At 63.8% G+C, this 12550-nt stretch carries 10 protein-coding genes; 8 read left to right on the top strand and 2 right to left on the bottom strand.

What is annotated here, in order from left to right; genetic code table 11:
• Positions 1–9: 9 nt before the first annotated feature.
• The 4 genes from AC56QP_RS25970 (at position 10) to AC56QP_RS25955 (ending at position 6761) form a co-directional block, all read left to right on the top strand.
• Complete coding sequence (locus AC56QP_RS25970; RefSeq protein WP_489862868.1) at positions 10–1920, top strand: AAA family ATPase; 1911 nt, start codon at positions 10–12, stop codon at positions 1918–1920.
• Positions 1921–2142: 222 nt separating this feature from the next.
• Entirely contained in the window at positions 2143–3441 is a 1299-nt protein-coding gene (locus AC56QP_RS25965; protein WP_489862869.1) for a DUF6638 family protein, read from the top strand.
• Between the two features lie 104 nt (positions 3442–3545).
• Positions 3546–4670 carry a DUF2333 family protein gene (locus tag AC56QP_RS25960; RefSeq protein ID WP_489862870.1) on the top strand — a complete coding sequence of 375 codons (1125 nt, stop codon included), beginning with the start codon at positions 3546–3548 and terminating at the stop codon, positions 4668–4670.
• A 411-nt stretch (positions 4671–5081) separates the two neighbouring features.
• A complete protein-coding gene (locus tag AC56QP_RS25955) occupies positions 5082–6761 on the top strand; it encodes a formate--tetrahydrofolate ligase (RefSeq protein WP_489862871.1) in 1680 nt (559 codons plus the stop codon).
• Positions 6762–6826: 65 nt separating this feature from the next.
• Here AC56QP_RS25955 and AC56QP_RS25950 read toward each other — a convergent pair whose 3' ends face one another.
• On the bottom strand, positions 6827–7471 hold the full coding sequence (locus tag AC56QP_RS25950; protein ID WP_489862872.1) for a cysteine hydrolase family protein: 645 nt from the start codon (positions 7469–7471) through the stop codon (positions 6827–6829).
• A gap of 127 nt (positions 7472–7598) precedes the next feature.
• On the opposite strand from AC56QP_RS25950, the gene AC56QP_RS25945 reads away from it, so the two are divergent.
• The gene (locus AC56QP_RS25945; RefSeq protein ID WP_489862873.1) at positions 7599–8594 is read left to right on the top strand and encodes a GlxA family transcriptional regulator; all 996 of its coding nucleotides are present in this window, start codon (positions 7599–7601) and stop codon (positions 8592–8594) included.
• A gap of 5 nt (positions 8595–8599) precedes the next feature.
• On the opposite strand, the gene AC56QP_RS25940 is transcribed toward AC56QP_RS25945, so the two are convergent.
• Positions 8600–9157, bottom strand: a complete 558-nt coding sequence (locus tag AC56QP_RS25940) for a sugar O-acetyltransferase (RefSeq protein WP_489862874.1) — start codon at positions 9155–9157, stop codon at positions 8600–8602.
• 184 nt (positions 9158–9341) lie between these two features.
• Here AC56QP_RS25940 and AC56QP_RS25935 point away from each other — a divergent pair, with 184 nt between their 5' ends.
• From AC56QP_RS25935 to AC56QP_RS25925, 3 genes are all read left to right on the top strand, one after another.
• Positions 9342–9803 (top strand): DUF4126 domain-containing protein, encoded by a 462-nt coding sequence (locus AC56QP_RS25935; RefSeq protein ID WP_091579043.1) that lies wholly within the window; start codon positions 9342–9344, stop codon positions 9801–9803.
• Complete coding sequence (locus AC56QP_RS25930; protein WP_489862875.1) at positions 9800–11176, top strand: FAD-containing oxidoreductase; 1377 nt, start codon at positions 9800–9802, stop codon at positions 11174–11176. Before AC56QP_RS25935 ends, AC56QP_RS25930 begins: the two co-directional genes overlap by 4 nt.
• 114 nt (positions 11177–11290) lie before the next feature.
• Positions 11291–12469 carry an MFS transporter gene (locus tag AC56QP_RS25925; RefSeq protein WP_489862876.1) on the top strand — a complete coding sequence of 393 codons (1179 nt, stop codon included), beginning with the start codon at positions 11291–11293 and terminating at the stop codon, positions 12467–12469.
• Positions 12470–12550 lie beyond the last annotated feature (81 nt).

The raw sequence follows: 12550 nt of genomic DNA, 5'->3' as shown, positions 1-12550 counted from the left end.
GCACCCTTCATGGACACCGGCCTGACCACAATTCCGGAAGCGGCGATCGAGAAGCACCGCGCCACCGCGCAGAGCTTCATCACCCGCATCGTCGTGCTGGAGGATCCCTCACGCGAATCCGGCACCGCCCTTGCCGGCACCAACCGCCGCTTCGTCTCCACCGTCTCGGTCGGCTCGGTGCGCCGCACGCGCGAGGTCGAGCTGTCGAAAACCGTCGGCGCCGTACATCCCGACGATCAGCTGCTGACCATCCCCCAGCACACGCTTTTGTTTCGCGCCCGGCGCGGCACGGCCATTGCGTTGGCCATATCGGACGTTTTCGCCGAAGGCTCCGATCTCGAAAGCCTGCAGGCGAAGAACACTCGCGCGCCCCTCGAAGGCGACGAGGCCGCTACCTTCAAGAAGCTTCTGTCGGCCTCGGCTTACATCTCGGCCTTCAGCCTCGCCTCCTATCTGTTCCAGCTGATCGACAGCGACGGCGAAGCGCCCAACGATAGTCCCGAGCCGGACTTCCTGTTCGACACGCCGCAGGATGCGGTGAAGTCGATCCTGGCCGGCCTCGACAAGGCGATATCGGGAGCCTCCGACGACGCCGACCTGATGACCAGGGCACGCGCCTTCGCCCGCGTCGCCATCGACGGCCTGCTGGCGCGCAAGGGCCGCTTCGACGGCATCGGCCCGTTCGAGAACACCCATATCCGCATCGACGTCGACGATTTCACCCTCGACGGTTTCGACGTCGCGCCGGGTAAGCGGTCGAAGCCCCTGGTGATGACCTTCAAGACGCCGGAAGAGGTCGTCGGCAACCACATCGCCAAATACCAGTCGGTCAAGCTCGCCAAGATGCTGATGGCCTACGATTTCGAGCGCGAGCTGAACCCGTTCGTCGAGCTCGGCGGCTTCCTGTTCACCTTCATCGGCGATGGCGCGCCCGGCACCGGCAAGACGACGCTGATCCAGATGATCGCCGGTCTCGTAAACGGTTACTGCCAGGTCGCCGGTTATCCCTTCGCCTATGAGAATTTCGGCGTTGACCAGATCTCGTCCTACCAGGGCAAGTCAGGCCAGAACTGCCGCCAGTTCATCAACAATGTGCTCAACCCGCGCGTCATCGGCTTCGGCACCATCGACGACATCGACCAGGTGGCCGCCAGACGCTCCGACGACCGCGCCTCGGCCGGCCAGCAGGAGATCACCGGCGTCTTGATGGATGCCTTCGCCGGTGCGGGCACCGTGGTGCGCGGCAACTGCTCGTTCGGCATGTTCTCCAACTACCCCGAAAATGTCGACGACGCGCTGCGCCAGCGCGCCGGCGCCCGCTGGCTGGTCGACGGTCCGCAGACGCGCGACGACTACATCGACATCTTCGTGCTGCTTGCCGGCAAGAACCACAAGATCCCGCTCGGCGACCACAAGCTCTACGCCGCGCAGGAAATCCAGCGCGCCGTGACCGAGGCCTATGAAGAGCATGAGAAGCCGCAGGAAGACGGGCTGATGAAGGTCTATGAGCGCTACATGAAGGAGAATGGCGCGCCGAAATCGATGGCCGACATCGGCACTTATCTGCACCTGATCAAGGATGCCGAGCCTCGCTTCACCGGCCGCGCCATCAAGAATGTCACCGACGCCATCAAGATGCGAGCCATGGACATCGAGCTGCCCGACGACTGGTTCGAGAAGCCGGAAGCCTTCATGCACAAGGGCTATGATGAGAAGAAGGCGATGATCGAGGAACTGCGCGGCCCATTCTCGATGGACATGGTCATGCAGGAGATCAACCGCTACGCCGACAGCGAGTTCCGCTATTCCGACAAGTCCGACGACGCCGCGGTGGAGAAGCTGCTGCGCGACGCCCGACTGCGCGAACGGGCGGCACGCGAAATGGAGGAGATGAAGAAGAAGGGGTTGTGGAATGCGTGAGCAGCGCAAGCCTTCCCTTCTCCCCTTGTGGGAGAAGGTTTCGCCGAAGGCGACGGATGAGGGGTGTTCCAGGGAGCGCCAGCGTCTCATTCCGCTGGAACACCCCTCATCCGTCTCGGCGCTGTCGCGCCGATCCACCTTCTCCCACAAGGGGAGAAGGAAAGTCCGCGTCCCTCATCCGCCCTTCGGGCACCTTCTCCCCGTGAACGGGGAGAAGGGAAGATGAGCAAGAAACCCGACCTTCTGCGCGACAACGAGCTGATCTATGGCCGGCTGCTGATGGTCGACGAGCCGCATCTCATCCAGCGCTACAACAAGGCGCTGGCCGCATTCGGCCTCAAGCCCACCAAGCTGAAGAGCTTCCAGATCGACCGCACCGGCTTCTCGCCCGAGGTGGCGGACGAATACGGCGACCCTGACTATCTCGATCCCAACGAGGTCAATCGCCGCTTCATCATCCTGACGCCGTCACAGATCGACCTGCCGGTGGTGCACACCGCTTTCTCCAACACCTCGCAGTTGATGTTCGAGTTCATGTCCAAGAACCAGCGCGCCATCGACGCGCTGACGATCAAGGACGTCATCTATGGCGAGATCGAGGATGCCGTTCCCAAGGTCAACGACATCGAGGACCTGTTGTCGATCAACCAGGTCGAGTTCAAGGTGCTGTCGGCGGAGGACGTGCTGGGCAAGGCCGCCGAACTCGGCAAGCTCGTCGACCGGCTGAAGCAGGAGCCCGACGCGTGGCGCGACAACGCCATGCTGACCCGCATGGTGGAACTGGCCAAGGTCTGCGGCGACATCCGCGAGAACGCGCTGGTGCCGGACCAGGTCATCTTCCGCCACAATGCCTACTGGACCAGCCATTTCGGTGGGCTCTACGTGTTCGTCGATCCGGACATGACGACGGTGATCAGTGATCCGGCGGCCCCCGGCTTCCGCCGCTCGCGGCCGTGGCAGGTGAGCTATATCTCGATCAACGATGCCGACAAGGTGTTCAAGTTCCTCGCTTCCACCGGACGCATCGAACTGCCGCGCGCGTCCTGGGTCGAGGCATCGGGCTATCTCGAGCACCGTGCCGAGATGGTGGTGCGCGCGTTGATCCGCGACGCCGAACCTGACCGCAATCTGACCGATGTCGACAAGGTCTGGCTGCAGACCTGGATCCAGAGCCATGCCGACCTGATCACCAGGGACGGCAATTTTCCCTTCCTCAACGCCGCCAAGCGCGAGATCGCCCAGCTTGGCCACCTCAAGATCGACGATGTCTTCCCGCAGCAGCGTTTCCTGGTCGTCCGCGCCAAGCCCGATCATCCCGACGCCTGGCTGACCAACCGGCTGATCTCGGATTTCGTGCCGTCGGACTTCGTCTCACGCTACATCTTCAACAAGCAGGGCTTCTACAAGGACTATGACGGCTTCAGCGACGCCTGGCGATCGCATGTTGTGGACGTTCTGAAAACCACATATTTGAAGGACAAGGTGGCGTTTCGCACACGCCTCTACGGCCTGACTGACTAGGACGAAATGAGCCGTCATTTCGTTCTAACTTGTTGTTTTGGCGCATGATGTTATCCAGAAAGTCTGCAACTTTTTGGCATCATGCTTTGAGGGGTGACATCGCCATGCTTGATCCGATCGTGAACTTCTTCACCCGGATTTTCCAATGGATCGGCCGCGGCATCGGCCTGCTCATCGGCGTTATCCTGTGGCCGTTCCTGTGGGCCGGGCGCTGGTACACGCAGCGCGGCTGGATCCTGAAGGCCGCGGTCGGCGTGGCTCTGCTGGTGCTGATCGGCCTCTACGCCAATTTCTTCTACGCCACCCAGTGGTGGAACAATTTCAACCCGAACTATCCCGACACTTACACCTTCGAGAAGCGCAACATTTCCGCTGGCGAACAAGTCGCCGCCGGCGCCGGCACCGACACCGCCAAGACCTGCGGAAACTCCGGTATCGCCCAGGTGGCGGCCGACCTCACCGACTTCAATGTCAACCAGAATGCCTGGATCTCGTCGATGATCCTCTACAAGGTCGGCCTGTTCGGCATCGACTGGGACCACACGCCGTGGATGGACAACAAGGCTTCGTTCCAGCGCGGCATCAACCAGGCGGTGCGGCGCACGGCGACCGAGCTTGCCGACAATCTTGGCCGCGTGCGCACCACCTCGCAGATCGACAGCGATCTGCAGAATGCCCGCGGCAATCTGCAGTTCGACGAGGAGACCTGGTATTTCGGCCTGAACCCGTTCGGCCCCAAGACGCCGACGCCGAGCTATTATCGCGACGCCGTGCGCATGCTGCGTTCCTTCAACGCCCGGCTCGCCACCTGCCAGGCCACCTTCGATGCCCGCGCCGACAATCTGAAGCAGTATATCGATCGCATCTCGTCGGACATCGGTTCGACGTCGGCGATCCTCAAGGAGCGCGCCGAGAACCACAACAATGGCTGGTTCGATTTCCGCGCCGACGACCGCTACTGGTTCGCATATGGCCAGCTCTATGCCTATTACGGCCTGATGAAAGGCGCCCAGGCCGATTTCGAGGACGTCATCAAGGAAAAGCACCTGCAGAACCTGTGGGATACGATGGACTCGCAGTTCGTCTCGGCGCTGAAGATCCAGCCCTTCATCATCGCCAATGGCCGCGAGGATGGCTGGCTGTTGCCGACGCACCTGACGACGATGGGCTTCTACGTGCTCAGGGTGCGCTCCAACATGGTCGAAATCAGCAACGTGCTGTCGCAGTAACGCTGTTCAGCCCAATGCATGCGCCCAAAGCGGCCTCGGCTTTGGGCGAAAGACATGCCTAGAACAAAGACCTGAAGCGCATCGCCTGAACCCGATCAAGCGCGATGCGCTTCAGGCTCGGGCAATGGCGAATTTGCGCCGTCGCCTCTGTCGCATTCCGTGCATTGTGCGGCTGTTTTGAGACGGCGGAAGCGCCTCCGCTCTGGCTTCTATACGGCGCGGCAAGCGGAGCAGAAAGAACCGATGGCAGGTCGGTCGCCGCAGAGGAATTTTCTTCACAGGAAACATAGTTGCATGCAAGTTGACGCCGCGGCAGCGACAGGGTTAGAACATGCCCGCGCCCGGGTTCAACATGCCTGCGAGTGAGATCAAACCCGTCCCCTCCACCGTCCAATCCAGAGGAAAGCCGTCATGGCCGAAGTGAAGTCCGACATCGAGATCGCGCGCGGCGCCAAGAAGAAGCAGATCCAGGAGATCGGCCAGAAGATCGGTATCCCGACCGAACACCTTTTGCCCTATGGCCACGACAAGGCGAAGATCTCCGCCGAGTTCATCAAGTCGGTGAAGGGCAACAAGGACGGCAAGCTGATCCTCGTCACCGCCATCAACCCGACGCCCGCTGGCGAAGGCAAGACGACCACCACGGTCGGCCTCGGTGACGGCCTCAACCGCATCGGCAAGAAGGCGATCGTCTGCATTCGCGAGGCCTCGCTCGGGCCGAATTTTGGCGTCAAGGGTGGTGCCGCCGGCGGCGGTTACGCGCAGGTCGTGCCGATGGAGGACATGAACCTCCACTTCACCGGCGACTTCCACGCCATCACCACGGCGCACAATCTTTTGTCGGCCCTGATCGACAACCACATCTACTGGGGCAATGAGCTCGGCATCGACACCCGCCGCGTCGTCTGGCGCCGCGTCATGGACATGAACGACCGCGCTTTGCGCGAGATCATCTGCTCGCTCGGCGGCGTCGCCAACGGCTTCCCGCGCGAGGCCGGCTTCGACATCACTGTCGCCTCGGAAGTCATGGCAATCCTGTGCCTGTCCACCGACCTGAAGGACCTCGAGAAGCGCCTCGGTGACATCATCGTCGCCTATCGCCGCGACAAGTCGCCGGTCTACGCCCGCGACCTCAAGGCCGACGGCGCCATGGCCGTGCTCTTGAAAGACGCCATGCAGCCCAATCTGGTGCAGACGCTGGAGAACAACCCGGCCTTCGTGCATGGCGGCCCGTTCGCCAACATCGCGCATGGCTGCAACTCGGTCGTCGCCACCACGACGGCGTTGAAATTGGCGGACTATGTCGTCACTGAAGCCGGCTTCGGCGCCGACCTCGGTGCTGAAAAGTTCTTCGACATCAAGTGCCGCAAGGCGGGCCTGAAGCCAGCGGCGGCGGTCATCGTCGCCACCGTGCGCGCCATGAAGATGAATGGCGGCGTCAAGAAGGAAGACCTCGGCAAGGAAAACGTCGAGGCGGTGAAGAAGGGCTGCGCCAACCTTGGCCGCCACATCGAGAACATCAGGCAGTTCGGCGTGCCGGCGGTGGTTGCCATCAACCACTTCTATTCCGACACTGACGCCGAAATCCAGGCGATGAAGGACTACGTCGCCTCGATGGGCGAAGAGGCGATCCTGTGCAAGCACTGGGCCAAGGGCTCGGCCGGCATCGAGGAACTCGCCAACAAGGTGGTGGCGCTGGCCGAATCCGGCGCTTCGCAGTTCGCGCCGCTCTATCCCGACGCCATGCCGCTGTTCGAGAAGATCAACACCATCGTCCAGCGCATCTATCGCGGCTCCGAGGCGATCGCCGACAAGTCGGTGCGCGACCAGCTCAAGGCCTGGGAAGAGGCCGGCTATGGCCACCTGCCGGTCTGCATGGCCAAGACGCAGTACTCCTTCTCGACCGACCCGAACTTGCGCGGCGCGCCGACCGGCCACACCGTGCCGGTGCGCGAGGTCCGACTGTCGGCAGGCGCCGGTTTCGTTGTCATCATCTGCGGCGAAGTCATGACCATGCCCGGCCTGCCCAAGGCGCCGTCCTCGGAAAAGATCTTCCTCAACGAGGCCGGCCAGATCGAAGGCCTGTTCTAAAATCCTTCACTGCCAAAGGAAAAGGGCGCCGCATCGCTGCGGTGCCCTTTCTGTTTCCAGGGATTCTACGCGGCGTTCCGCGCCAGTGCCCGCTGGTTGGAACCGAAGATGGTGTCGCGCTCCGGCAGCGTGCCGGTGTTCAGGCACTCGATCCATTCGGCGGTCTTCAGTACCGCGGCGAAGCGCGAGTGCAGGATGATCGTCACCACGCGGTGGATCTCCTCGGCCGAGGCGTAACCGGCGCTGTTGGCGTAAGGCACCGAGCCGGTGGCGTCGGACAGGAATTCCACCGCAAAGCCCATATGCACGGCGTGGATGATGGTCGACAGGTCGCAATTATGCGTCATGTAGCCGACGACCGTGATCGTATCGATGGCGTTGGCGCGCAGCCAGTCCTCGAGGTCGGTGCCGGTGAAGGCGGAGGGCAGCATCTTCTCCACATAATGGTCGCGGCCGCGCCTGGCGATCTCGGTGTGCAGTTCGCCGCCATGGCTGCCCTTGGCGAAGATCGGCGACGTCTCGGGCGCCATCTGCTTGACGACCACCACCTTGACGCCGGCCGCCGCCGCCGCGTCCATGGCGCGCGCCACATTGACGACGCTGTCGCGGAATGGTGGGTGCTGGATGGCCAGGTTGCCGCCATCATAGTCGTTCTGGACATCGACGACGATCAGCGCCCGGCGCGGCGTGGTGTTGACTGGGTCAGACATGGTGCTTTCCTTTCCGGCTTGAATGCGATGGGTCGAAAATAGGCGGATCATCGGATAGTCGAAAGTGTCCCGATTGACATCATTCGCAAGAATTGGGACAATCCGCATTCAAGTGCCGGAAGCGCCCATGACCGACCCGATCATCGCCGTCCTCGCCTTTGATGGCATCAGCCCGTTCCATCTTTCCCTGCCGTGCCTGGTGTTCGGCGAGGACAGGACGGCACTTGGCCTGCCGCGCTTCGACTTCCGCATCTGCGCGGTCAAGGCAGGCCCGATTCATACCGAGGCAGGACTGACCGTTGCCGCGCCGCATGGGCTCGAAGGGTTCGACGGCGCCGACATCGTCATCATCCCCAGCTGGCATCATCTCGGCGAGCCACCGGCACCGCTGCTGATGGAGGCGCTGCGCCAGGCGCACCGGCGCGGCGCATTGATTGTCGGCCTGTGTCTGGGAACCTTTGCCATTGCCGCGGCCGGGCTGCTTTCGGGGCGCGGTGCGGCGACGCACTGGGCCTATGCCGAGCGGCTGCAGAAACTCCATCCCGACATCGCTGTCGATGCCTCGGTGCTCTATGTCGATAATGGCGACGTTGTGACCTCGGCCGGCGTCGCCGCCGGCCTCGACTGCTGTCTCCACATCGTGCGGGCCCGTTACGGCGCGGAAGCCGCACTTCGGCTCGCCCGCCAGATTGTCCTGTCCCCGCATCGGCAGGGCGGGCAGGCGCAATTCATCGAGCACCCGGTGGCGAGGAGCGCGGACGCCGACCGTTTCACCCAGGCCCTCGACGCGGTTCGCGCAACGCTTGGCGAAACGCACAGTCTGGACCGCATCGCCGAAGCCGCCGGCCTGACACGGCGGACCTTCACCCGCCGCTTCCAGAAATCGATCGGCACCAGTTTCGGCGAATGGCTGACCAGCCAGCGGATCGAACTGGCGCAGCGCCTGCTGGAGGCAACCGAGAAATCGGTGGACATCGTGGCCTTCGAGGCCGGCTTCGGCAGCGCCACGTCGCTGCGCCAGCATTTCGCCGCCCGGCTCAGGACGTCGCCGGCGCAGTACCGGCGCGAATTCTCGCAGCGCGCCGATCAGGACGAGCGCATGGCGCACGCCCTTTCGTCCTGATCCGCTCAGTTCCGCTTGATCGCCCGCGCCGGATTGCCGACCACGGTGGTGTTGTCGGGCACGTCGCGCGTCACCACGGCACCGGCACCGACGATGGCGCCCTCCCCGATGCTGACGCCGCCGAGGATGACGGCGCTGCCGCCGATCCAGGCATTGGCGCCGATGTCGACCGACCTGGCGATTTCCAGCCCGGCTTGCCGGCCCGCGGCCTCCCTGTGATGCTCGGCGCAATAGATCTGCACATTCGGGCCAAGCAGGGTTCCGTTGCCGATGCGCACCGTCGCCGTGTCGAGGATAATGCAACCGGCATTGAGAAAGACGCCGTCGCCGAGAAAGATGTTGAAGCCATAGGCGCAGTGGAAAGGCGCCTCGATGCGAGCGCCCTCACCCACCTTGCCGAGCAGGGCTTGCAGGCCCGGCCCGAGGTTTCCGCGCTGTCGTGGCGGCAGCGAATTGTGCTCGAAAACCGCGTCGCGCGCTAAGACGCGTAGTGCCTCCAATTCGTCATCGAGGCATGTGTACCATTCCCCGGTCGCCATTTTCACGCGCTCGGTTCCAGCCATGGCGGTGTCTCCATTTGACGTGATTGCCAAAGCACAATTGCAGTGAACGGGAAAGTGCCGGCGTGACTGCAACATCGAGCGCAGAATCCATTCCGATTTTCGCAGTCATGCGCTGGTCAAATCCAAAGCCTATGCTAGCCTGCTCTTGCCGGGCTGTCCTGGCCCGGGATCGAGGGGATCAACCATGTTGTATATTCTCGCACTCCTGATCGGCGTCATTGCCGGTCTTCGCGCCATGACCGCGCCGGCCGCCGTCGCCTGGGGCGCTTATCTCGGTTGGCTGCCGGTCGCCGGCACCTGGGCGAGCTTCATGAGCCATTGGGCCGCTGTCGGCATCTTCACCATCCTGGCCATCGTCGAGCTGGTCACCGACCAGCTGCCGTCGACGCCGAGCCGCAAAGTGCCGCAGCAGTTCGGCGCCCGCATCATCATGGGTGCCTTTACCGGCGCTGTGATCGGCGCGACTGGCGGCGCCACCATCGGCGGCCTGATCGCCGGCGCCATAGGCGCTGTCATCGGCACGCTGGGCGGCGCCGAGGCGCGCGGCCGGCTGGCGGCAAGCTTCGGCAAGGATCCGCCCGCCGCCTTCATCGAGGACGCGGTGGCGATCATCGGCGGCCTGCTGATCGTAGCGGCGGTCGCATGACGGCGAAGACCTTCGACGCCATCATCATTGGCGCCGGCCAGGCCGGCACACCGCTCGCCGGCAGGCTGAACGCAGCCGGCATGAGCGTGGCGCTGATCGAGCGCAAGCTGGTCGGCGGCACCTGCGTCAACACCGGTTGCATCCCAACCAAGACGATGGTGGCGAGCGCCTATGCCGCGCATCTCGCCCGCCGCGCCGCCGATTATGGCGTGACGATCGGCGGCCCTGTCGGCGTCGACTATAAGGCGATCAAGGCGCGCAAGGACAAGGTTTCGGGCGCCTCCCGCACCGGGCTGGAAACCTGGATCGCCGGCATGGACAAGTGCACGCTCTATCGCGGCCATGCGCGCTTCGAATCCGCCAACACGGTGCGCATCGGCGATGATCTTCTGACTGCCGGAAAGATCTTCCTCAACACCGGCGGCCGCGCCTCGGTGCCCGATTTGCCGGGCATCCACGACATCGACTATCTGACCAATTCCTCGATGATGGATCTCGACGTGTTGCCGCGCCATCTGATCGTCGTCGGCGGCAGCTACATCTCGCTCGAATTCGCGCAGATGTTCCGCCGCTTCGGTAGCGAAGTCACCGTCATCGAAAAGAGCCCGCGCCTGACCGGCCGCGAAGACGAGGACGTCTCCGCCGCCATCCTGTCGATCCTCGAAAACGAAGGCATATCCGTCCATGTCGGCGCCGACGACATCGGCTTCGCCAGACAAGGCAAGGACATCGCCGTCACCTTCTCCGCCGGCAAGGCGCCTGCGGTCGGCTCGCATGTGCTGCTGGCGCTGGGACGGGTGCCCAACACCGACGACCTCGGCCTCGACAAGGCCGGTGTCGGGGTCGACAAGCGCGGCTTCGTCACTGTCGACGACCAGTTGCGCACCAGCGTGCCCGGCATCTGGGCGATGGGCGATTGCAACGGCAAGGGCGCCTTCACCCATACCTCCTACAACGACTACGAGATCGTCGCCGCCAACCTGCTCGACAATGATCCGCGCAAGGTCAGCGATCGCATCGAGGCCTATGCGCTCTACATCGACCCGCCGCTCGGCCGCTGCGGCATGACCGAGGCAGCGGTCAAGAAATCCGGCCGCCGCGCGCTGGTTGGCCAGCGGCCGATGACCCGCGTCGGCCGCGCCGTCGAAAAGGGCGAAACGCAGGGCTTCATGAAGATCCTGGTCGATGCCGACACGCGGGAGATCCTCGGCTGTTCGGTGCTCGGCCCCGGTGGCGACGAGGCGGTGCATTGCGTACTCGACCTGATGTACGCCAAGGCGCCTGTCGACACGCTGGCGCGCGCCGTGCACATCCACCCCAATGTCTCGGAACTGCTGCCCACCATCGCCCAGGAGTTGAAGCCGCTGGCCTGATGGCCTGCGGCCCAGCCCTTCCTTTTCTGCATTGCTGCAATGCAGCAACGCCGCTTGCGCACGGCATCATCCTCCGCGCAGTCTCCATTTGAACCGATTCAGTCTGGACGCCCGATGCCCTTGCCGATTCTTGCGCTTGCCATTGCGTCCTTCTGCATCGGCACTACCGAATTCGTCATCATGGGCTTGTTGCCGGAGGTCGCCGCCGATCTGGGCGTGTCCATCCCTTCGGCGGGCCTGCTGGTCACCGGCTATGCGCTCGGCGTCGTCTTCGGCGCGCCTGTCGTCGCCATGGCCACGGCGCACCTGCCGCGCAAGCCGGTGCTGGTCGGGCTGACCACTTCGTTTGTCGTCGGCAATCTGTTCTGCGCCATCGCACCTGACTATTGGACGCTGATGGCCGCGCGCGTCTTCACCGCCTTCGGCCACGGCGCCTTCTTCGGCATCGGCTCGGTCGTTGCCGCCAGCCTGGTGCCACGCAACAAGCGCGCCAGCGCCATGGCGCTGATGTTCGCCGGACTGACGCTTTCCAACATCCTCGGTGTTCCCGCCGGCACCGCGCTTGGCGAAGCCTTCGGCTGGCGCGCCACCTTTGTGGCCGTGGTCGGCATCGGCCTGATCTCGGTCGCCGCCATCGCCTGGCTGGTGCCATCTGACGTGACCGAGCCGAGCGGTGGCGGACTGCGCGGCGAGTTGCGCGTGCTTGGCAAGCTGCAGGTCTGGCTGGCGATGCTGATCGCGGCCCTTGCCTCGGCCAGCCTGTTCGCCGTCTTCACCTACATCAAGCCGTATCTGACCGACGTAACGGGCCTGTCCACCTCAGCGGTCACCTGGGTGCTGCTGCTGTTCGGCGCCGGCATGACCATCGGCAACATCATCGGCGGCAGGCTGGCCGACTGGAAACTGATGCCAACGGTCATCGGCACGCTGCTGTTGCTGGCGCTGCTGTTTGTCGGCTTCATGCAGTTCGGCGCCATAGCCAGCGTCGCCATCGGCATCGTCTTTCTGTGGGGCCTGCTCATCTTCGTCGTCGTGCCGCCGCTGCAGATCCGCGTCGTCGAAGCGGCTTCCGAGGGACCGAACCTTGCCGCGACGCTGAACCAGGGCGCCTTCAATGTCGGCAACGCCAGTGGCGCGTGGATTGGCGGCGTGGCCCTTTCCGCGGGCGTTTCCTATGCCAATCTGCCGCTGGTCGGCGCGGCGCTGGCCCTGCTGGCGGTTGCCGTCGCGGTGCTGTCGCAGGCGCTCGACCGGTCGGCACCAGTTGCGACCCTTCAGGCCCCTGCCGAGTAGCTTGCGCCCATCGCGCCGGATGCTGGACCAATCGACAGCGTAGCAACAAAGATGCATGTCTTCCGCTGACTTTTCGGAGAC

This window comes from Mesorhizobium sp. RCAM 05104 (genome assembly GCF_059683645.1).
Note: the sequence above shows the minus strand (reverse complement) of the source record. Positions and strands in the feature narration are given on the sequence as shown.

Coding starts and splice junctions, on each gene's coding strand:
- AC56QP_RS25945 (WP_489862873.1), top strand. CDS start 7,599: ATGACCGACCCGATCATCGCCGTCCTCGCCTTTGATGGCATCAGCCCG.
- AC56QP_RS25930 (WP_489862875.1), top strand. CDS start 9,800: ATGACGGCGAAGACCTTCGACGCCATCATCATTGGCGCCGGCCAGGCC.
- AC56QP_RS25960 (WP_489862870.1), top strand. CDS start 3,546: ATGCTTGATCCGATCGTGAACTTCTTCACCCGGATTTTCCAATGGATC.
- AC56QP_RS25970 (WP_489862868.1), top strand. CDS start 10: ATGGACACCGGCCTGACCACAATTCCGGAAGCGGCGATCGAGAAGCAC.
- AC56QP_RS25955 (WP_489862871.1), top strand. CDS start 5,082: ATGGCCGAAGTGAAGTCCGACATCGAGATCGCGCGCGGCGCCAAGAAG.
- AC56QP_RS25935 (WP_091579043.1), top strand. CDS start 9,342: ATGTTGTATATTCTCGCACTCCTGATCGGCGTCATTGCCGGTCTTCGC.
- AC56QP_RS25965 (WP_489862869.1), top strand. CDS start 2,143: ATGAGCAAGAAACCCGACCTTCTGCGCGACAACGAGCTGATCTATGGC.
- AC56QP_RS25950 (WP_489862872.1), bottom strand. CDS start 7,471: ATGTCTGACCCAGTCAACACCACGCCGCGCCGGGCGCTGATCGTCGTC.
- AC56QP_RS25925 (WP_489862876.1), top strand. CDS start 11,291: ATGCCCTTGCCGATTCTTGCGCTTGCCATTGCGTCCTTCTGCATCGGC.
- AC56QP_RS25940 (WP_489862874.1), bottom strand. CDS start 9,157: ATGGCTGGAACCGAGCGCGTGAAAATGGCGACCGGGGAATGGTACACA.